Here is a 20,024-nt window from a genome sequence, read left to right on the forward strand (position 1 = left end):
ATCTGTCATCGGGTCAGAGGCCCGCCAAGACGGGCCTCTTGGGTATCGCTTAACGGAAGAGCGACAGGATGGTCTGAGGTGCCTGATTGGCAATCGACAGAGCCTGAACACCCAGCTGCTGCTGTGTCTGCAGGGCCTGGAGCTTGGCCGAAGCCGCTTCCATGTCGGCATCGACAAGCGAGCCGATACCCGATGTCAGACGATCGGTGAGTTTGCTCACGAAGTCTGCTTGTGTTTCGATGCGACCAGCGGACGAACCGAGCACAGCAGCGGAGTCGATCGAGTTCTGGATAAGGGACTCAACGGCGACCAGTGCAGCCTTTGCGCCACCCTCTGTGCTAACATCAATATCTGTCAGTAGATCAAGTCCACCACCTGCGGTACCGCCGGAAGTAACCACCATATCCGTTCCGGCAAAGGCGGCAGCACCTGCTGCACCGGAGTTATTGGTGATCGTGAATTCTGCAGTACCATCAGCGTTAGCAATGAAACCGGCCGAGAAGTCATTCTCATATCCCGCCTCGGCGAGTGCCATATTTACCCGTGTCGCAAGACCTGAAGCGATGTCGGCGGTTGTATCACCCGCCTTGGCCACATATGCGATGTCATCGGTGATATCAGTACCTATTGCGGCGGAGAGTTTGCCAAAGAAGGAGGCCTGTATCTCGTATGTATCACCCGCGATAACCCGGTTTGCTTGTCGGTCTGCGGCTGTGATATCACCGTTGATGCCAAAATTTTCAGTGGCGCCATCTGCGATCGTAGCGGTGTTCGCCGTTAAGGCTTCTGTTGCGTCAATTGTTGTAGCGGAGGCTGCAACTGTACCAACCGTTTGGGCACCCGTGTCGAGCGACTGTTTATCGAGACCGATTGATGTTGAAGTCACTCCGGAAGACGAGCGATCGAGCGAAGACAAGATATTTACCTCACCCGCTTCTGCATTTTCAAGCTGCTCGGCAATAGTATTGGTTGCACCGGTGTTAACAGATTCCGTTTTGATCAGATTTAGACCGTTGAACTGAGCTGCGCCTGCGATCGAAGCAATCTGATCACGCAGAGCGACGACATCATCCTGAATTTTCCCACGGTCGACGTTCTCTTCTTGGGAGGCGACAATCTTGCCTTTGATCTCTTGCAGCAGGTCGGTGATGCTTTCGGATGCGTTCAGCGCCACGCCCACTGTCGACTGGCCAAGTGCGAGCGAGTCGGAGATGGCCTCGAAGCCCTTCACGTCGGAGGACATCACCTTGGAGATAGCCCAAACGGATGCATTGTCCTTCGCGCTTTCCACAGTCTTACCTGTGGAGATCTCGCTTTGGACTTTGCCGAGGTTCATGTTGATGGATTTCAGGGTCTGCAGCGCAACCATTGCGCTGTTGTTGGTAAGAATGCTGGACATAGCATGTTCCTTTGATCATTCACGCTTTGCGTGGATTATGCCCCGACCGCCTTTGCGGAGGAGCGAAACTGTCTTTCTGACCAATGCGACCGCCTGGAATTGGCCGACGCGCCACCCGACCTCGGATGCAGCGCCAACATGCTCACTCAAAGGCTAATGAGTGCTTAAACCGAATGCGCCCAGTCGTTCGGTTTTTATTCAAATCCCACCTCAGGCGCGTTTCTCTACATTGCTTTCCGGTGTCACGTCGATTGTATGCCGTGCGCCTTTTTCATCATATGTCTCAAGTGAACTGCGCACGCGGCGCAGGGCTGCCAAGCGTCGGGCCACGGATCTGATGCCTTCCAAAGCGTGATCCAGCAGCGCCTGATTGCGCTCAACCTTCGAATTTAGGGCTTCCAAAGGCTCCCGCGAGGCAAGCTCCAATTGCGACAATTGATCAATCAGAGATTCTTTGCGTTCCAACAGTCGCCCAACTTCGTCCAGATTTCCGATCAACAAGGCTTCACGCTCCGCCTCGAGAACATCGTCCAGCGCGTCGATTACATCTTCAAAGTCTTCATGCGTCATTTTGTTTCTCCTTCAGTGCCTGAAACAGTGATTCGCTTAATCCGATCCCGCCGGCCTTGACCATTTGCATTGCTTGCTCCTGCACCAGGAAAGACCCGAACTGCTCTTCTCCAGCGCCTCCGCCAAAATAATCGCTTGTCTTGCCTAAACCTGCGGATTTCAACATTTCCGCCAGAAAGCTGGCCTCTAATTTCTCGGCGACATCGCGCAATGCTTTGTCCTGGCTTACAGCAGTATTGGATCCGGTGATCGGTGGAATTGCGGACATTTCAAGTATCTCCAATTGCAACTATTTTTCGCTAGCATGCGCGCAATCGGTAAAGATGCAGTAACCAAGGAATGTCATAAGGTCGGCGAAACGCGGAAGAACTCCCGGAGATGCCTGTGCTTGACATACCTATGCTGCAACCATCGACAAAAGTGACCTCTAGTGGCGATACGTCCACCAAAGAGTCTTCTAGAAGTAGGGAAAGCGATTCCTCCGAAGCCGATTTTGATGCGACCTATACGTCTGAGGCAGAAGATGAAGCTACCCGCGCGGATAAAGAGAAAAGCGATCTCGCCGCCGATGATTCGGAAGAGAAAAGTATAGTAAAATCAGACGCATCAGCCGATGAAACCGCGAACCCTGACGCACTTCCAGAAGAGGAGCAGCAGGATGGTAAGCTGGCCGCAGTTACAGCAGATGAACATCTGTCGAAAAAAGATACCGTTCAGAAATCGAATGTTGGAGCGACCGAGTTGGCCTTCGCCCAACGCGTTGCTCTGACGCAAGAAGAGAGAACGGCAAAGTCGACCGAGGTCGAAAATGAAACCAAATCGATCCCGAGCACTCAACAAGTGGGTGATGGGGATGTGGTAAAGATCGCGTCCGCGACTGCACAGGAAAAAAGACCAGCAGAGAATTTACCGCTCGGTGACAAACGAGCAGATAAAGCAAGTCTTCAGGCAGACCGAAAAGCAGACCTGAATGCGCCAAAAGCTGCTCAGGTGGCGGCTTCGGCGCAAACGCAGACTGGATCTCAAGTGCAAATTGATATGTCCCCGAATGCCGGGAGAAAGTCGGACGACGTCGCAAAAAGAGATGCTGAGGCGCAGGTCAAACCTGCTGTTGAAGTCAGTGCGCGCACAGATCAGAAGTCAAAGCTGGCGTCACCCACCGCAGTTTCTTCAATGGCGTCAGCGACGCCCCCGTCACTGACACAAGTCGCAGCGGCTCAGGATGCTGGTAATCCCGACATCCCGCTCGTGATCAATGGCGATGTTGAGGCGGCAACCAACTGGGATTCCCGCGCGACGACCCCGGCCAGCCTCGCGCAGACGCTCGCGCGACCGGAGACGCCTGGCATGATCGGACGCCAAATGGCCGAGGTGTTGCAGCGGTTACCAGATCGCCCGGTTGAGCTGGCTTTGAATCCAGAAGAATTGGGCAGAGTACGTCTCAGTATTTCCGCTGCGGAATCAGGTATCACGGTGAGCGTTCTTGCGGAGAGACCTGAAACGCTCGACCTTATGCGGCGGCACATCGATCAGCTCGCCCGGGAATTTCAGGCGTTGGGTTACACAAATATCAACTTTGCCTTCAACGAAGGACAATCTGAGCACGGCGAAAACCATGGTGAAGCTGGAAACCCCCGAGGCGACACCCACCCCATAACATCCGACGCCGCGCCTGAAACGGAATCACCGATCAAGCTCGGCGCCACGACAGGCGTGGATCTGCGCCTTTAAGGAGAAAAGACATGGACGTAACAGCTTCGCAAACGGGTCAGACCACGAGCCAGACGGCAGCAGCATCCGCGCAATCAGCCGCCGTGCTATCCTCTGATTTCGAAACATTCTTGCAGATGTTGACCGCACAGGCCCGGTACCAGGATCCGCTGGAACCGATTGATTCATCAGAATACGCGGCACAGCTTGCTCAATTCTCGATGGTCGAACAGCAGGTGCTGTCAAACGATCTGCTTCAAGCGCTCTCAGGACAGATGGGGGCTGGAAGCATCGGAGAAATAGCCGGGTGGATCGGCATGGAAGCGCGCACGATGTCGCCAGTGAATTTTGACGGATCGCCCGTTACCATTGTGCCGAACTCCGAGCCTGGCGCTGATCAGGCGGTTCTGATTGCCTACAACGCCAATGGTGACGAAGTGCAACGTCAACAAATTCCTACAGGGGCCGAACCGGTCGAATGGGCGGGTCTGGCCGATGATGGCACGCCGTTTGAAGCTGGGCTATATAGCTTCAAGGTCGAAAGTCGGTTGCTTGGACAGGCCATTGGCACAAATCCTGCTGAGACATATTCCCGTATCACCGAAGCCCGCAGGCAAGGCGAAGAAACCGTGCTGGTATTGGATGGCGGGGTCAGCGTGACGACAACGGATGTGACAGCGTTGCGCGAGCCCGCATAGAAATCCGGCCTATCTATCGGCCAGCGTAAGGCCCGCATAAAGCGGCGGCATCACGATCCGCCGGGCGCGGCCAAACGGGAATTTTTGCAAGGGCTGGCGCGGGGCCTCGGGGTACAAATCCGGCGTAATACCTTGCACCAATTCGGCCAGCAGCTTTCCACCAAAACTGCCCATGGCAATGCCGTTGCCATGGTAACACATACCAGCCCACCAGCCAGGGCACCCGGGTACAGCGCCGATGAACGGCAACCCTTGACGTGCCAGACACACCATACCTGACCAGACATTTGGTGTTTCGACATGTGACCATGCGGGAAACATCTCTTTGAAATCGCTACGAACACGATCTCTGGCACGGATGTCTGCGTAAAGTCTGCCGGATAACCCGCCACGCATCCCGAACAAAAATCTACGGTCCGGCATAAGACGAAAGTAATGCAGCAAGTTGCGGGTATCGTAACTCATCTGCGCGGTGGACCAGCCCTGCCTTGCAATTTCTTCATCCGAGAGGGGGCGGGTGACCAGGACATTCGACTGTCCCGGCATGTAGCGTCCCGCCAGCCAACTCGGTAGGTCTTCGGAGGAATAGCCGTTCGTCGCAACGATCACGTGTTTGGCAGTCACTGACCCAAGTTCACACGTAAGCAACTGTCCATCAGATGCAGCCTCACTGTTCTGTACTTGACTGTTGTGGAATACAGAGGCGCCTGCCTCTTCGGCAGCCCGCGCCAGCCCAGTCAGGTATTTCATCGGATTGAGCCCAAAACCAATCGGCGTGGTCAAAGCGCCGAAAAATGGACCGTCCATTCCATGAGCCGCGAGGTCAGATTTCTCAATGATACGGGCGGTGACCTCGTAGTCGTCTTGCATTTCTGCTGCCCGGGCGCGCAAGCCGACCATATCCTTCGGGCGATGCGCCAGTTCGGTCTCGCCATCAGAATGACGATCAACATCCAGACCCAAGCGGTCAATGAGCTGCGCCACCAAGCCAACACCCGTGCGCTCTGCTTGCCTGAATGCCCGCCGACCTTCGCGACCAAAACGTGCTTCCAGAGATCGGTTGTCGACCATACCCCCGCCCAGGCAGCAAAAACCGCCATTGCGACCGGAGGCCCCCCACCCTGGAAAATGTGTCTCTAACAAAACGGTTTTGACACCAGCCTGTGCCAAGTGCAGCGCCGCCGACATTCCCGTAAACCCACCGCCAATAATGGCGACATCCGCACGATGCGCGCCCCGAAGCGCCGGCCTCTTAGGAACATCACAAGTTTCTGGCCACCAACAGGTTTGGCGGGGGCCAGCGCCATAGGCATAGTCGGAAAAAATCCGTCTCATGCGGTGCGAGCAGCGGCCTGTTCGTCTCTTTGCTGCCGCAGGCTGTTACGCTTCGAAATCAAGGATGCACTGATCACGCCAACGGTCACGATCCCGATCATGATCGTCGACAGCGCATTGATTTCCGGTGATACGCCAAGCCGCACGGCGGAAAAGATTTTGATCGGCAGGGTCGTGGCAGAAGGACCTGCGGTGAATGACGCGATGACAAGGTCATCGAGGCTCAAGGTGAAGGCCAGCAACCATCCGGAAATGACCGCGGGCGCGATGATTGGCAAGGTCACCAACCTGAAGGCCATGAAACTGGAGCATCCCAGATCAAGCGCCGCTTCTTCCAAGGACCGGTCAAATGTCATCAACCGGGACGACACCACCACCGAGACATAGCACATCGAAAAAGTCGTATGGGCGAGCACAATCGTCAACACGCCGCGATCTAGGCCAATCCCGATAAAAAGCAGCAGCAGGGACAGCCCGGTGATCACTTCCGGCATGACCAGCGGCGCATAGATCATCCCCGAAAAAACCGTGCGGCCCAGAAACCGCCCCCCGCGGACCAAGACATAAGCCGCCATCGTGCCAAGGACGGTGGCCAGTGTTGATGATAGAACCGCCACTTTCACGGTGACCCAGGCGGCATCCAGGAAGGCTTCGTTCTGAAGCAATTCGCCGTACCATTTGGTCGAGAACCCGGCCCAGACAGTCACCAGTTTGCTTTCGTTGAACGAATAGATGACCAGTATCACCATGGGCAGGTAGAGAAATGCGAACCCCAGCGTGAGGGAGGTGACGTTGAACCAGCTGAGCCTGTTCATGCATCCGCCTCCGCCTGCCGCTGTTGGTTGCGTTGAAACAGGATGATCGGGATGATCAGGATCAACAGGAGGATGACGGCGACGGCGCTGGCGACCGGCCAGTCACGGTTGTTGAAGAACTCCTCCCACAACACCTTCCCGATCATCAGGGTTCCGGACCCACCCAGCAGAGACGGGATCACAAATTCACCCAAGGCCGGGATGAACACCAGAAAACTGCCCGCCACGATGCCGTTTTTCGACAGGGGAATGGTCACCAGCCAAAACGCCTGAAACCGGGAACACCCCAGATCTTCGGCAGCCTCGATCAATGATCCGTCAAGCCGATCAAGGGCCGAAAAAATCGGCAGGATCATGAACGGAACGTAGGTATAGATGATGCCGATATAGACCGCCGTGGTGGTGTTCAGGATGGTCAGTGGCGCGGAAATAAGACCAGTCCAAAGCAGGAATTGGTTCAGGAACCCTTCCTGGCTCAAGATTCCCATCCAAGCATAGACCCGGATCAGGAAAGACGTCCAGAAGGGCAGGATCACCAGCATCATCAGCGTCGGGCGCCACTCTTCCGGCGCGCGGGCCATAGCATAGGCGATGGGATAGCCGACCAGCAAGGTCAGGATGGTCGAGATGAGCGCGATCCGCAGGGAGCTGATATAGGCTTTCCAGTAGAGATCATCGGAAGCCAGAAAAGCGAAGTTCTCAAAATCGAGCGCTGCAAAAAAGGGGCCGAACCCTTCGTCCAGGGTTGGGGTATAGGGTGGTATCGCCAGTGCAATGTCGGAGAGCGAAATCTTGAAAACGATGACGAAGGGCACAAGAAACAAGGCCAAAAGCCAGGCATAGGGTACTGCGATGAGCGCAAACCGCTGCATCAGAACGTTCTCTTGTGGCGCGACTTCATCATTGTTCCAACAAAACCCCTGCCGTGGCGGTCCAGGACACCCAGACCGGATCCTCCCAAGTGAAACTACGACGCGAAATACGCTGCGTGTTTGCGGTCTGCGCTTTGATGATCTGACCGCCCGGCAACTCGACATGATAGGTCGACAGATTGCCCAGATAAGCGATGTCGAGCACCGTGCCCTGCACCGCATTTTCTGCATCAGACGGACGCTCGGCGCTGATCGCAATCTTCTCGGGCCGCACCGCCAGATGGCAGGCTTGGCCGTCGCTAAAGGCGCGATCAGAAGCGGCCATGAAAGGTGCCTGCCCTTCCGCCCAATGGACGTGGTATTGACCCGCGCCCGCGGGTTTTGTAGATCCACCAACGATATTCACATCACCAATGAAATCAGCGACATAGACACTGCTTGGGGCCTCATAGATACGTTCCGGCGTGGCAACCTGCATGACCCGTCCTTCGTCCATCACGGCTACGCGGCTGGCGACGGTCATCGCCTCTTCCTGATCATGGGTGACGATCACAAAGGTGGTGCCGGTCTTTTCCTGAATGTCCATGAGTTCGAACTGCGTGGCCTGACGCAGCTTGGCATCCAACGCGCCCAGCGGCTCATCCAGCAGCAGCAATTTCGGTGCCTTGGCGAGACTGCGGGCGAGGGCCACACGCTGGCGCTGCCCACCGGAAATCTGATGCGGCTTGCGACGCGCAAACTTTTCCAACCGCGTCAGCTTCAGCATCTCCCCCACACGATCATCGATATCGTTTTTGGGCATGTCGCCGCGCCGCAGCCCGAACGCAATATTTTCATAAACGCTCAAATGTGGAAACAACGCGTAGGACTGGAACATCATGTTTACCGCGCGTTTGTTGGGCGGCACCGGCGCTATATCCTGCCCGGCCAGTTCAATCCGCCCTTCGGTCGGCGTCTCAAACCCCGCCAGCATCCGCATCATCGTGGTCTTGCCGCAGCCGGACGGGCCCAACAGCGCAAAGAATTCCTTTTCAAAAATATCGAGCGTGAGGTCATCGATCGCGACGAATTCACCAAAGCGCTTGGTCACATTTTCAAAGCGGATCAATGGCTTTTCTGCCGGATCATCCCAGGGGGCAAAGACGGTCTGGTTCACGTCATGTCCTTTGTGCGCCCAACCGGTGGGCCAATGCAAAAAGGGCGGAGCACCTTGGCCCCGCCCGATTTCGTAACCCGTTCAGGTTCCGGATTTGATCTTGGTCCAGAGACGGGTGACCGTGCGCTGCACCTTCGCTGGATAAGGCGAGAAAGTGTAGAGATTTTTGACGGTTTCCGCATCCGGGTAGATCGCGGGATCGCCAATCACATCCTCGGCCAACAGTTCCTGAGATGCCTTGTTTCCATTGGCGAAATACACGTAGTTCGACGCATCCGCCATGTTCTGCGCATCCATGATGAAGTTCAGGAAGACATGCGCGGCCTCGGGGTTCGGTGCATCGACAGGGACGGCCATCATGTCAAACCACATCAACGACCCTTCGGCGAAAGCATTATAGGCGATTTCGACGCCATTGTCGGCCTCGTCCGCACGGTCACGCGCTTGCAGCACGTCGCCCGACCATCCCACGGCGACGCAGATGTCCCCATTGGCGAGCGCATTGATGTATTCGGAACTGTGGAATTTCTTGATGTAGGGTCGGACGGCCATCAACGGTGCTTCGACCTTCGCGATCACATCAGGGTCCTGGCTGTTTGGGTCCTCGCCCAGATACTGAAGCACCATCGGAACGATCTCGGTGGGCGCGTCGAGGAAATAGACACCGCATGCCGCCAGCTTTTCCATGTTTTCGGGGTTCAGCACCAGTTCCATGCTGTCCAGAGGCGCGTCGTCCCCCAGCGCTTCGCGAACCTTGCCCACATTCACGCCGAGACCAGTCGTGCCCCACATGTAATTGATCGCGTATTCGTTGCCGGGGTCGTATTGGTCAGTGCGTTCCTGAATGACATCCCACATGTTCTCGAGGTTGGGCAGCTTTGATTTATCAAGCTTCTGGAACGCCCCGGCCGAAATCTGGCGCTGCAGGAAATCCGCGGTGGGAACGACAACGTCATATCCTGAACCGCCCGCCAGCATCTTGGTTTCCAGCACTTCATTGCTGTCGAACACATCATAGATCAGGTCAATGCCGGTTTCCGCTTCGAACTTCTCCAGCAGCGCTTCGTCAATGTAATCTGACCAGTTGTAAACACGTACTTCATCAGCGATCGCCGCCGATGTAGATAGCGCCAGAACGGCGCTGCTCAGCATGAGCTTGTTCATATCATACTCCCGTTGATATCGACCGGGTTTGTCCCGGTTCAGGCGAATTTGATCAAGTTTTGCCTCCTTCGGCAAGATGCTTTATGCTTTCATGCGATCATACCCTGCGCAAGGGATGCGGTTTGTATTCAAGATGAAGGCGAAGGACGGATCATGCAAATGCTCAGAAATCCAGCACCTGCTGATCCGCAGGCAGAGGGTAAAATGCCCGCGCACCAGCACGTCTATGAACAGCTTCGAACGCGCATCCTGTTCGGCGATCTTGCACCGGGTCAGGCCGTCACCATTCAGGGTCTGGTCGAAGATCTCGGCGCCGGCATGACGCCTGTCCGCGAGGCCATTCGCCGGTTGATCTCGGATGGTGCGCTGAGCATGCGGGGCAATCGCCGTGTCATCGTGCCTCAACTCACGGCGGATTGTATCGAACAGCTTGATTTCATGCGTCAATCTTTGGAGCCACAACTGGCCCGCCTGGCGACAGTACATATGAATGACGCCATACTGGACGATCTGCGTACTGAAGATGACGCGCTGAACAAGGCGATTTCAAGCGGCGACATTCCCGCTTATCTGACCCAAAATTATCGCTTCCATGCAATACTCTACGAGGCGGCGCGCGCACCTATTCTAAGCGCTACCGTTGATAGTCTTTGGTTGCGGTTTGCACCCTCTCTCAGAGTCGTTTGTGGCAGATACGGAACCCTCAACCTGCCGGACAAACATGCCGACCTGCTCGTTGCGCTTGCCGCCAGAGATGCAGATGCAGCCGCCCAGGCCATGGCGGAAGATGTGCACCAGGGAATGCTGCAAATTCGCGCCTCGCTTGAGGCTGCCGACGGGTGACAGCGATTCGATTGACTTCGGATAATTTGATCATATTCTGAAACCACAGGCCGTGCGCGGTCATTTTCCATGTCACAGGTACCCTCATGCCCGCCATCACAAACCACATGCCGACCGCTGAGCTGCAGGCGCTGGACGCCGCGCATCACATGCACCCCTTCACGACGAACGACGAGTTAGCCGACAAAGGTGCGCGCATCATCACCCGGGCCAAAGGGGTCTACCTGACCGATAGTGAGGGCAATCAGATCCTCGACGGTATGGCGGGTCTGTGGTGTGTGAACATCGGGTACGGACGTCCGGAAATGGCCGAGGTGGCGGCGCGCCAGATGATGGAATTGCCCTACTACAACACCTTTTTCATGACGACGCATGTCCCCGCCATTGCGCTGGCGCAGGAGATTGCCAAGCTGACACCGGAAGGCATGAAACACGTGTTTTTTGCCGGTTCAGGGTCGGAGGCGAATGACACCAACATCCGGATGGTGCGCACCTATTGGGCCGAAAAGGGCCACCCCACCAAGTCCCACATCATCAGTCGCAAAAACGCCTATCACGGGTCATCCGTCGGGTCCGGGTCGCTGGGTGGCATGAGCTATATGCACGCGCAGGGTGGCATGCCGATCCCTGGTATTCATCACATCAACCAGCCCGACTGGTGGGCAGAGGGCGGTGACATGACGCCCGAAGCCTTTGGTCTGGCCCGGGCGCAGGAACTGGAAGCGAAAATCCTCGAACTGGGCGAGGAAAACGTCGCCGCTTTCATCGCAGAACCGGTGCAGGGCGCGGGCGGTGTGGTCGTGCCGCCAGACAGTTATTGGCCTGAAATCCAGCGCATCTGTGACACATATGAGATCCTGCTGATCGCGGATGAGGTGATCTGCGGTTTTGGCCGGACGGGCAACTGGTTCGGTAGCCAAACCATGGGCATTCGCCCGCATATCATGACCATCGCCAAGGGATTGAGTTCCGGCTACCAGCCCATCGGCGGGTCGATCGTCTGCGACGAGGTTGCTGCGGTCATCGGCGCAACAGAGTTCAATCACGGTTACACCTATTCCGGCCACCCGGTCGCTGCCGCCGTGGCACTGGAAAACATGCGTATCCTGCAGGAGGAAGACATCATCGAACGTGTCCGAACCGTTGGCGCACCGGCGCTGAAGGCAGGGCTGGAAAAACTGGCCGAGCATCCGTTGGTGGGCGGTCTGTCGATCAAGGGGATGATGGCGTCGCTGCCCCTGACACCGCATAAGGAGAGCCGTGCGAAATTCGCCGTCGACGCGGGCACCGTGGGGTACATGTGCCGCGAGCGGTGCTTTGCGAATAACCTTGTCATGCGCCATGTCGGGGATCGGATGATCATCTCTCCTCCTCTGATCATCGAACCCGAGGATATCGATGTCTTCATGACCCGCGCCCGGACCGCGCTGGACGAAACCTATGTGCAGTTAAAAGAGCAGGACATGCTCAAACCGGCCTGCTGAAGCCCGGCACTCGATTCGTTGCGCTGCGAGCTAGACGGAAATTCTGTCACTATGGCAGAAATTTGCAGCACGTCGGCTCAATATCAGCGCCGCATTCAGTCAAATCGCCTTGAATTCAAAATGATACCGCTCGCAGAGAGTTAAGCGCTTGCACCTGATCGGCTGCTTGGTGTTAGATTTGCGACAATCAGTGCGGAAAACCGCCGGACATAACGGGGAGCCACTCTTGGCCGACACTAGTAATGCAGACGCGTTCGTGGAATTCGAACGTGTGCAGAAAAGCTATGATGGCGAAAATCTCGTCGTCAAAGACCTCAACCTCTCGATGCCCAAAGGTGAATTCCTGACGATGCTTGGCCCTTCTGGGTCCGGGAAAACCACCTGCCTGATGATGCTGGCCGGATTTGAGACCGCCACCCACGGGGATATCCGTCTGGACGGGGTATCGATCAACAATATCCCCCCGCATAAACGCGGCATCGGCATGGTGTTTCAGAACTATGCCCTCTTCCCGCATATGACCGTGGCCGAAAACCTCTCCTTCCCGCTGGAAGTGCGCAAGATGGGTAAATCCGACCGCGAGGCCAAGATCATGCGCGCGCTCGATATGGTGCAGATGGGGGATTTCGCCGGACGGCGCCCCTCGCAGCTCTCAGGCGGCCAACAGCAGCGGATCGCCTTGTCGCGTGCCTTGGTGTTCGAGCCAGAGCTGGTTTTGATGGATGAACCACTGGGGGCGCTGGACAAACAACTGCGTGAAACGCTGCAATTCGAGATCACAAATCTAGCGCATGATCTGGGCATCACCGTGGTCTATGTGACCCACGACCAGACCGAAGCGCTGACCATGTCCGACCGCGTCGCGGTCTTTGACGATGGACGCATTCAGCAGTTGGCACCACCCGACAAGCTTTATGAGGAACCTGAAAACAGCTTCGTTGCGCAATTCATCGGCGAGAACAATACGCTCGAAGGCAAGGTCAAAGAGATCAAGGACGGCACAGCTCTGATACAGTTGGACGGCGGTGAATTAATTGATGCCCAGCCGGTCAATGTCACCGCGGCCGGGGATCGCACGCGCGTCTCGATCCGACCCGAACGGGTAGAATACAACAAGGACCGCCTGAGCGCGGACGCCCATACGCTGAAAGCTGAAGTGCTGGAATTCATCTACATGGGTGACATCTTTCGCACGCGCCTGCGCGTGGCGGGCACCGATGAATTCGTGATCAAGACCCGGAACGCCCCGGATGTGGAACGCCTGACCCCGGGACAGCAGATCGAGATTGGCTGGCTGCCGCAAGATTGCCGCGCATTGGACGCCTGACGTCTAGTGCGCGTGACCTGTCGTGCCCTTCGCGGGTGCGATCAAAAGAGAGGCGGCGACCAAGCCCGTTGTCACCTGCCTCCGGACGATGAACGGGCGCACAAATGGGAGACTATCAATGAAACTGACCAAGACGCTTTTGGCCTCCACCGCACTGACGGTTGCGGCTGGCATGGCCAACGCTGACGGCCATATGGCCAATGAGATGACCATCGTCAGCTGGGGTGGTGCTTATTCCAACTCGCAGCAAAAGGCCTACCACGACCCCTATATGGCGGCGACTGGCATCAGCATCATCAACGATGAATCCTCGCCTGAGGCTGTCGCGAAACTGCGCGCGATGAACGAAGCGGGCAACATCACCTGGGATCTGGTGGATGTGGAAGCCGCCGACGCCATTCGTCTCTGCGATGAGGGGTTGGCGATGGAAATCGACCACGATGAGGTGCTTGCGCCCGCGCCCGATGGCACGCCGGCGTCTGACGATTTCGGCGATACGATTGCATCGGATTGCTTCATCCCGCAGATCGTGTTCTCCACCACCTTCGGCTATCGCACGGACATGGTGCCTGAAGGTGCAGAACCGCCAACCTCCGCCTGCGATGTTTTCGAAATCGAAAAATACCCGGGCAAACGCGCATTGAACAAGCGCCCGATTGCCAACATGGAATGGGCACTGCTCTGCGACGGCGTGGCCTATGAAGACGTCTATGACGTGCTGGAAACCGAAGAGGGTCAAGCCCGCGCCTTTGCCAAGCTCGACACGATCAAGGATCAGACGATCTGGTGGTCCGCCGGTGCGGAAACACCGCAACTGCTGGCCGATGGTGAGATCTTCATGGGCTCGACCTTCAACGGGCGCCTGTTCTCTGTGATCGCGGAGCAGGGTCAGCCGGTTGGCATGGCCTGGGACTGGCAGATGTTCGATCTTGACGGGTGGATCGTACCAACGGGTCTGTCGGATGACCGTCTGGCCCGCGTGATGGATTACCTCAAAGTGTCCACCGACACGCAGCGCCTTGCAGATCAGGCCAAATACATCAGCTATGGCCCGGCACGCGCATCTTCGGCGCCACTGGTCGGTCAGCACGCAGAACTGGGCATCGACATGGCGCCACACATGCCAACCGATCCCAACAACGCGGAAAATACATTCGTGAACAATTACGAATGGTGGGCAGATTATCGCGACGATCTGGATGCGAAGTTCCAAGCGTGGCTGACACAATAAGTCTGTTTAGGCACTGATATCATCGACGGGGGCCGTGCATTGGCCCTCGTCAAACCAGCAAAGGAAAGACCATGCCCAAAGGCTACATCCTCGCCCATATCACCGTCACCGACCCGGAAGCGTATAAGGAGTACGTGATCAAGGATACGCCCATTCTGGAAGGGCTTGGGGGGCGCTTCATCATCCGTGGCGGACAATCGGAGGTGGTGGAGGGCGAAAGCTACGAGCGGCATGTCGCCATTGAATTTCCGTCCTATCAGGCCGCAAAAGCCGCCTACAACGACCCCGCCTATCAGGAAGTCATGAAGATCCGGCACCGCACTGCAAAAAGCACGATCATCGTTGTTGAAGGTGCCTGAATGACCGACGCGGCGCAAAACACCGGCCCGATGATGGCCGCAGATGGCACGACGCTCAAATCGAGCCTGAACCGCGCACTGCGGCGACAAAAGCTGCGGGCGCTGATGCTGATTGCGCCGCTGCTGATCTTTGTGCTGGTCACCTTCATCGCGCCGATCGCAGATATGCTGTTTCGTTCCGTCGAAAACCAGATCGTCTCGGACACGCTGCCGAGCACCACAGATGCATTGAAAGACTGGGACAGCTCGGCGGGCGACATCCCGGCACCCGAGGTGTTTGACGCGCTCTATACCGACGTTTTCATCGCGCAGGAGCGCAAACTGCACACGCGTCTGGGATCACGCCTGAACTATGAGCTGACAGGTGTTTCGTCGCTCTTCCGTAAATCGGGCCGCAAGGTCGAAGACATGGGAGAGGTCTACCAGGACCAGTTCGAGGATCTGAACCCTTTTTGGAAGGACGCTGAAAACTGGAATGCGCTGATGGGCTCAGACGCGTGGCTGGGCGCGCAGAATGCTTGGGATCCAAAATCAGAGACAGCCCAACCAGCATTTGAGCTCCGCGAGGAAATCGTCGGGCTTCTTCCACAAACAGCTGAGGTTTTCGAGATATTCGCGGATTTTGTGCAGAACGAGCGAGAAAGGAACCTCGCCAAAACGGACCCTTGGGCGCTGGTTTACTCTGCTTTCTATGATGATCTGCGCAGAGAACCGGATGTGTCATCTTATGGCGGCACCGGCGCTGCGGAGATGCTCGAAGCCATGGCCGCTGTCAGCTCCTTTGAAACCGTCGACACCACTGCCGCCTTTGCCGACATCGACAAGGATTGGCACGACGTCGAGGTCTGGCAGACTATTCAGACCTATAGCCCGCATTTTACCTCCGGCTACTTTCTGAACGCGGTCGACATGAAGAAATCCGCTGATGGGCCGGAAATGCGCCCCGACAACGAGCAGATTTACATCAAGCTTTTTGTCCGGACGTTGTTCATGTCTCTCGTCATCACCGGCAGCTGTATCTTGCTGGGCTACCCGGTCGCGTGGATTTTGGCCAATCTGCCCGCGCGCACCGCCAACCTGCTGATGATCCTCGTGCTGCTGCCCTTCTGGACCTCACTTCTGGTGCGCACCTCTGCCTGGAAGGTCATGCTGCAGCAACAGGGCGTGATCAACGACACGCTGGTCTGGCTCGGGCTGGTCGCAGACGACAGCCGCCTGGCGCTGATCAACAATCAAACCGGTACGATCATCGCAATGACACATATCCTGCTGCCCTTCATGATCCTGCCGCTTTATTCGGTGATGAAAACCATCCCTCCAAGCTATCTGCGCGCCGCGAAATCGCTGGGCGCGACCAACTGGACGGCCTTCTGGCGGGTCTATTTTCCGCAATCCGTACCCGGCATCGGGGCGGGCTCGATCCTCGTCTTCATCCTGTCCATTGGCTATTACATCACGCCAGAGCTGGTGGGCGGCACGACGGGCACCTTCATCTCCAACCGGATCGCCTATCACATCTCCAGCTCGCTGAACTGGGGTCTGGCCGCAGCACTTGGGGCCATCCTGCTGGCGGTCGTCCTGGGTCTCTACTGGGCCTACGACAAGATCGTCGGCATCGATAACGTGAAACTGGGAGGCTGACCCATGGCGGCACTGACACCGATTTCCCGCACCCCGGTTTCCTTTTACGTCCCCATGGTCGCGGCGGCGGGGGCCTTTGCCGGGCTGCTTGTCGGCACGGCTCAGGGCAGCTCATTTATCGGGATTGTCGTTGGCGCACTCCTGATGGGCGCGCTGGCCTTTGCAATGACCCAGTTGGTAACAGCAGAAAAACCGGTCCGCTGGGCGCTGACACTCCTGCTGGCAGTTGCCGGCTTTGCCATGGCTGGGCTGGCCGCTGGCATCATCGGTGCGCTTTTCGGCTGGTTTTTCGGGTGGTTCACTTTCTGGCTCTTCGAGGGTCGATACCGCGCCTATGTAGCCCCCTATCTGACCGCCGGGCAGGTCCTCTGGCACTATACCTTCCGCGTGATCTGCGGCGCGATCCTGGTGTTCTTGATCACGCCCATTCTCGTCGTGATGCCGCTCAGCTTCAACGCGCAGGATTTCTTCACCTTCACACCGGAAATGCTCCGCTTCGATCCCGCAGGCTATTCACTGAAACACTATGAGGACTTCTTCACCAATTCCGACTGGCAGGGCGCCCTGGCAAATTCGGTGAAAATCGCCCCCATGGCGACGCTGCTTTCTGTCAGTTTCGGCACACTCGCCGCCATCGGTCTCAGCCAACAGCATGTACCCTTCCGCCGCGCCATCATGGCGATCCTGATCTCGCCGATGATCGTGCCCCTGATCATTTCCGCCGCGGGCATGTATTTTTTCTACAGCCGCATTGGCCTGCAAGGCACCTATATGGGCGTGGTGCTGGCGCATGCCGCCTTGGGCATTCCCTTTGTCATCATCACGGTCACAGCCACGCTTGTCGGTTTCGACAACTCGCTGACGCGGGCGGCGGCGAATATGGGCGCCGGGCCGGTGACCACTTTCTTCCGCGTGCAAATGCCACTCATTCTGCCCGGCGTGATCTCCGGCGGCCTCTTCGCCTTCATCACCAGTTTCGATGAGGTTGTCGTGGTGCTCTTTGTCGGCTCTGCCGGTCAGAAAACCCTGCCCTGGCAGATGTTCACCGGCTTGCGCGAACAGATCAGCCCAACGATCCTCGCCGTGGCCACCATCCTCGTGATCATATCGATTGCCTTGCTGACCGTCGTCGAATTGCTCCGCCGTCGTTCTGAACGTCTTCGGGGGATGTCGCCCGCCTGACGGGCGCATCTTTCTCTTGGCCAAAATATCCCCGCCGGAGGCCGTCCAATCCCCTTCGGGATTGGACCAAAATATCTAGCGCAAGCGCTTCAGCAAGCTCAACGACGCATACCCATCGGGCGCCAACCCCTGACTGCGTTGGTAATTGCGCACCGCATCGATTGTCTTTGGCCCAATCTTGCCATCCACACCCTGGGTGCTGAAACCCGCGCGCGTCAGACGTTGCTGCATCTCCTTGCGCTCCGAGAAAGTCAGCGCCCGGTCACCACGCGGCCAGCTTGCCTTGATCGCGGGCCCGCCCTTGATCCGGTCGCTCAAATGCCCGACGCCGATCACATAGGCATCTGCAGTATTGTAGCGCTCGATCACACTGAAGTTCTTGAAAATCATGAAGGCCGCCCCCTGCCCGCCCGCAGGTAACAGGACTGAGGCCTTGCCATGGTTCGGCACGGCGCGCCCATTGGTGCCCACCACGCCCAAACGCGCCCATTGCGCAGGTGATTTCGTGATCTTGCGGTTGGCCAGCGCATAGTCAAAGCCACCCGGCAATTGCACCTCGACACCCCAGGGCTGTCCTTTGACCCACCCGAAGTTCTTCAGGTAAGCCGCCGTGGACGCCAGCGCATCCGTGGGATCATCCGCCCAGATATCGCGCCGACCGTCACCGGTGAAATCTACCGCGTAATCAAGGTAGGAGGTTGGGATGAACTGCGTGTGGCCCATCGCACCGGCCCAGCTGCCGGTCATGTTGCGCGGGCTGGTATCGCCATTCTGCAGGATCTTAAGGGCCGCCACCAATTGCTCTTCGAAAAACGCGCCACGTCTGCCGTCATAGGCCAGCGTCGCCAGCGATTGGACGATATCATTCTTGCCGCGATAGGTCCCATAGGCGCTTTCCAGCCCCCAAACCGCAACAACAACCTCTTTCTCCACGCCGTAGCGCTTCTCGATCGCCGCCAGCGTCGTTTGGTGTCGCTTCAAAGCTGCCTTGCCATTCGCGATGCGGGTGTTGGAAGCCGCGCTGTCGAGATAGTCCCAAATCGTCTTGGTAAACTCCGATTGATTGCGGTCGCGCCGGATGACATCGCGATCGTATTCTACCCCGTTAAAGGCGGCTCGCAATGTCTCGTTCCGAATGCCCTGCGCCCGTGCGCGGCGCTCAAACCCTTTGATCCAGCGTTCAAATCCTGGGTTGGAGGCGGCTTGCGTCACCGCCGGGATCGGCGCCCCAGCCAAATCGGAGGGTCGCAGCTTGGGCCGCACAATGACCTCGCTCGCGGCCACATTTTCCACCTGTGGCAGGACCTCCGATCCTGGTCGGATCACAGGTCTCAAGGATTGCGTCGTGCCAAACGCGCTCACGTCATTGCCAATTAGTCCGGTTGCCAAAGCAACCACGCCCAAGGTTTTCCACCGCATGATTTGCCCTACTGCTGCTCTTTTGTTCTTTCCGGCAGTGTAGCGCGACTCGAGCGTTTTCAAAAGAATTCAATCAGAGGTTTTGCGATCAATCGCCGATTCTTCGATTTGGCAGCGGATGATTTCCAGATGTTCACGCAGCATCGGCACCCGACGCGGGCGAAAACTGTGATCGGTGCGCTCAAGCTTGCGCATGCGGTCCAGCCGGAAGGTGCGGAAATCCTTGCGCAGATGACACCACGCCATCAGCACATTGGTCTTATCAAGATAGACCAGCCCAAGCGGATCAACCTGTCGCACCGTTTCCGCACCCTGCCGGTCACAATAGTCAAAGGTGACGCTCACCTCGTCCCAGGTGGCGGCGCGCAAGAGGCTGACATCGATCTCGATCTTGGGCATTTTCACGAATCGATGCGCATCCAGAACTGCGTGCTGCAGCCGGTGCGCCTGGCGCGGCGGCACCCGCGCCTTGATCTTGGCCAGAGCAGATCGCGCGGCCTTGGCCAGGGCCGGATCGCCAATCACCGCCACATCCCGAAGGCCCAGAACCAGCGCTTCCAGCTCGTCATCTTCGAACCCCAGCGGCGGTAAGGCCGCGTCCTCAATCAGGGTATAGCCAAAGCCCGCTTCGCCATCGATCACCGCGCCCATGCTGCGCAGGGCATCAATGTCGCGATAGATCGTGCGCTCCGACATGTGCATCTCACCCGATAGCTGCGTTGCCGTGACGGGTGGCGGCAGGCGGCGCAGGGTCTGCATCATCTGAAACAGGCGGTGTGTTCGGCTCATGACCTCACCTTATCACAAGTGCTGACAGAA

The 20,024-nt window shown here is 57.3% G+C and carries 19 protein-coding genes; 9 read left to right on the plus strand and 10 right to left on the minus strand.

Annotated elements, in window-relative coordinates:
- Positions 1-49 precede the first annotated feature (49 nt).
- The 3 genes from Q1A63_RS01505 to Q1A63_RS01515 form a co-directional block, all read right to left on the minus strand.
- On the minus strand, positions 50-1,399 hold the full coding sequence (locus Q1A63_RS01505) for a flagellin (RefSeq protein ID WP_298968672.1): 1,350 nt from the start codon (positions 1,397-1,399) through the stop codon (positions 50-52).
- 210 nt (positions 1,400-1,609) lie between these two features.
- Positions 1,610-1,969 carry a flagellar biosynthesis protein FlgN gene (locus Q1A63_RS01510; protein ID WP_298968673.1) on the minus strand — a complete coding sequence of 120 codons (360 nt, stop codon included), beginning with the start codon at positions 1,967-1,969 and terminating at the stop codon, positions 1,610-1,612.
- Positions 1,959-2,237 (minus strand): rod-binding protein, encoded by a 279-nt coding sequence (locus tag Q1A63_RS01515; RefSeq protein ID WP_298968675.1) that lies wholly within the window; start codon positions 2,235-2,237, stop codon positions 1,959-1,961. Before Q1A63_RS01515 ends, Q1A63_RS01510 begins: the two co-directional genes overlap by 11 nt.
- A 131-nt stretch (positions 2,238-2,368) precedes the next feature.
- Here Q1A63_RS01515 and Q1A63_RS01520 point away from each other — a divergent pair, with 131 nt between their 5' ends.
- Both Q1A63_RS01520 and Q1A63_RS01525 read left to right on the plus strand, forming a co-directional pair.
- Positions 2,369-3,700, plus strand: coding sequence for a flagellar hook-length control protein FliK (locus tag Q1A63_RS01520; RefSeq protein WP_298968677.1), 1,332 nt, complete (start codon positions 2,369-2,371; stop codon positions 3,698-3,700).
- Positions 3,701-3,711: 11 nt separating this feature from the next.
- Complete coding sequence (locus tag Q1A63_RS01525; protein ID WP_298968679.1) at positions 3,712-4,377, plus strand: flagellar hook capping FlgD N-terminal domain-containing protein; 666 nt, start codon at positions 3,712-3,714, stop codon at positions 4,375-4,377.
- Between the two features lie 9 nt (positions 4,378-4,386).
- Here the strand turns inward: Q1A63_RS01525 and Q1A63_RS01530 are convergent, their stop codons facing one another.
- The 5 genes from Q1A63_RS01530 to Q1A63_RS01550 all read right to left on the minus strand — a co-directional run bounded on the left by Q1A63_RS01530 (position 4,387) and on the right by Q1A63_RS01550 (position 9,719).
- Positions 4,387-5,712, minus strand: coding sequence for an FAD-binding oxidoreductase (locus Q1A63_RS01530; RefSeq protein ID WP_298968680.1), 1,326 nt, complete (start codon positions 5,710-5,712; stop codon positions 4,387-4,389).
- On the minus strand, positions 5,709-6,527 hold the full coding sequence (locus Q1A63_RS01535; protein WP_298968682.1) for an ABC transporter permease subunit: 819 nt from the start codon (positions 6,525-6,527) through the stop codon (positions 5,709-5,711). The genes Q1A63_RS01530 and Q1A63_RS01535 overlap by 4 nt, the downstream gene beginning before the upstream one ends.
- Positions 6,524-7,399 (minus strand): ABC transporter permease subunit, encoded by an 876-nt coding sequence (locus Q1A63_RS01540; protein ID WP_298968683.1) that lies wholly within the window; start codon positions 7,397-7,399, stop codon positions 6,524-6,526. Before Q1A63_RS01540 ends, Q1A63_RS01535 begins: the two co-directional genes overlap by 4 nt.
- 28 nt (positions 7,400-7,427) lie before the next feature.
- Positions 7,428-8,555 carry an ABC transporter ATP-binding protein gene (locus Q1A63_RS01545; RefSeq protein WP_298968685.1) on the minus strand — a complete coding sequence of 376 codons (1,128 nt, stop codon included), beginning with the start codon at positions 8,553-8,555 and terminating at the stop codon, positions 7,428-7,430.
- A gap of 81 nt (positions 8,556-8,636) precedes the next feature.
- A complete protein-coding gene (locus Q1A63_RS01550) occupies positions 8,637-9,719 on the minus strand; it encodes a polyamine ABC transporter substrate-binding protein (protein WP_298968686.1) in 1,083 nt (360 codons plus the stop codon).
- Between the two features lie 153 nt (positions 9,720-9,872).
- Between Q1A63_RS01550 and Q1A63_RS01555 the strand changes: the two genes are divergently transcribed.
- The 7 genes from Q1A63_RS01555 to Q1A63_RS01585 all read left to right on the plus strand — a co-directional run bounded on the left by Q1A63_RS01555 (position 9,873) and on the right by Q1A63_RS01585 (position 17,786).
- Entirely contained in the window at positions 9,873-10,562 is a 690-nt protein-coding gene (locus Q1A63_RS01555) for a GntR family transcriptional regulator (RefSeq protein ID WP_298968687.1), read from the plus strand.
- 86 nt (positions 10,563-10,648) lie between these two features.
- Positions 10,649-12,046, plus strand: coding sequence for an aspartate aminotransferase family protein (locus tag Q1A63_RS01560; protein WP_298968689.1), 1,398 nt, complete (start codon positions 10,649-10,651; stop codon positions 12,044-12,046).
- A 226-nt stretch (positions 12,047-12,272) separates the two neighbouring features.
- The gene (locus Q1A63_RS01565; protein ID WP_298968690.1) at positions 12,273-13,373 is read left to right on the plus strand and encodes an ABC transporter ATP-binding protein; all 1,101 of its coding nucleotides are present in this window, start codon (positions 12,273-12,275) and stop codon (positions 13,371-13,373) included.
- Between the two features lie 118 nt (positions 13,374-13,491).
- Complete coding sequence (locus Q1A63_RS01570) at positions 13,492-14,604, plus strand: extracellular solute-binding protein (RefSeq protein WP_298968691.1); 1,113 nt, start codon at positions 13,492-13,494, stop codon at positions 14,602-14,604.
- 71 nt (positions 14,605-14,675) lie between these two features.
- Positions 14,676-14,963, plus strand: coding sequence for a DUF1330 domain-containing protein (locus tag Q1A63_RS01575; RefSeq protein ID WP_298968692.1), 288 nt, complete (start codon positions 14,676-14,678; stop codon positions 14,961-14,963).
- Positions 14,964-16,604 carry an ABC transporter permease gene (locus Q1A63_RS01580; protein ID WP_298968693.1) on the plus strand — a complete coding sequence of 547 codons (1,641 nt, stop codon included), beginning with the start codon at positions 14,964-14,966 and terminating at the stop codon, positions 16,602-16,604.
- 3 nt (positions 16,605-16,607) lie between these two features.
- Positions 16,608-17,786: an ABC transporter permease gene (locus tag Q1A63_RS01585; RefSeq protein WP_298968694.1), complete on the plus strand. Its 1,179-nt coding sequence runs from the start codon at positions 16,608-16,610 to the stop codon at positions 17,784-17,786.
- Between the two features lie 75 nt (positions 17,787-17,861).
- Here Q1A63_RS01585 and Q1A63_RS01590 read toward each other — a convergent pair whose 3' ends face one another.
- Positions 17,862-19,205, minus strand: coding sequence for a lytic murein transglycosylase (locus Q1A63_RS01590; protein WP_298968695.1), 1,344 nt, complete (start codon positions 19,203-19,205; stop codon positions 17,862-17,864).
- A gap of 69 nt (positions 19,206-19,274) precedes the next feature.
- A complete protein-coding gene (locus Q1A63_RS01595; RefSeq protein WP_298968696.1) occupies positions 19,275-19,994 on the minus strand; it encodes a YafY family protein in 720 nt (239 codons plus the stop codon).
- Positions 19,995-20,024: the final 30 nt, after the last annotated feature.

The sequence above is a fragment of the uncultured Roseobacter sp. genome, assembly GCF_947499265.1.
Taxonomy (GTDB): Bacteria; Pseudomonadota; Alphaproteobacteria; order Rhodobacterales; family Rhodobacteraceae; genus Roseobacter.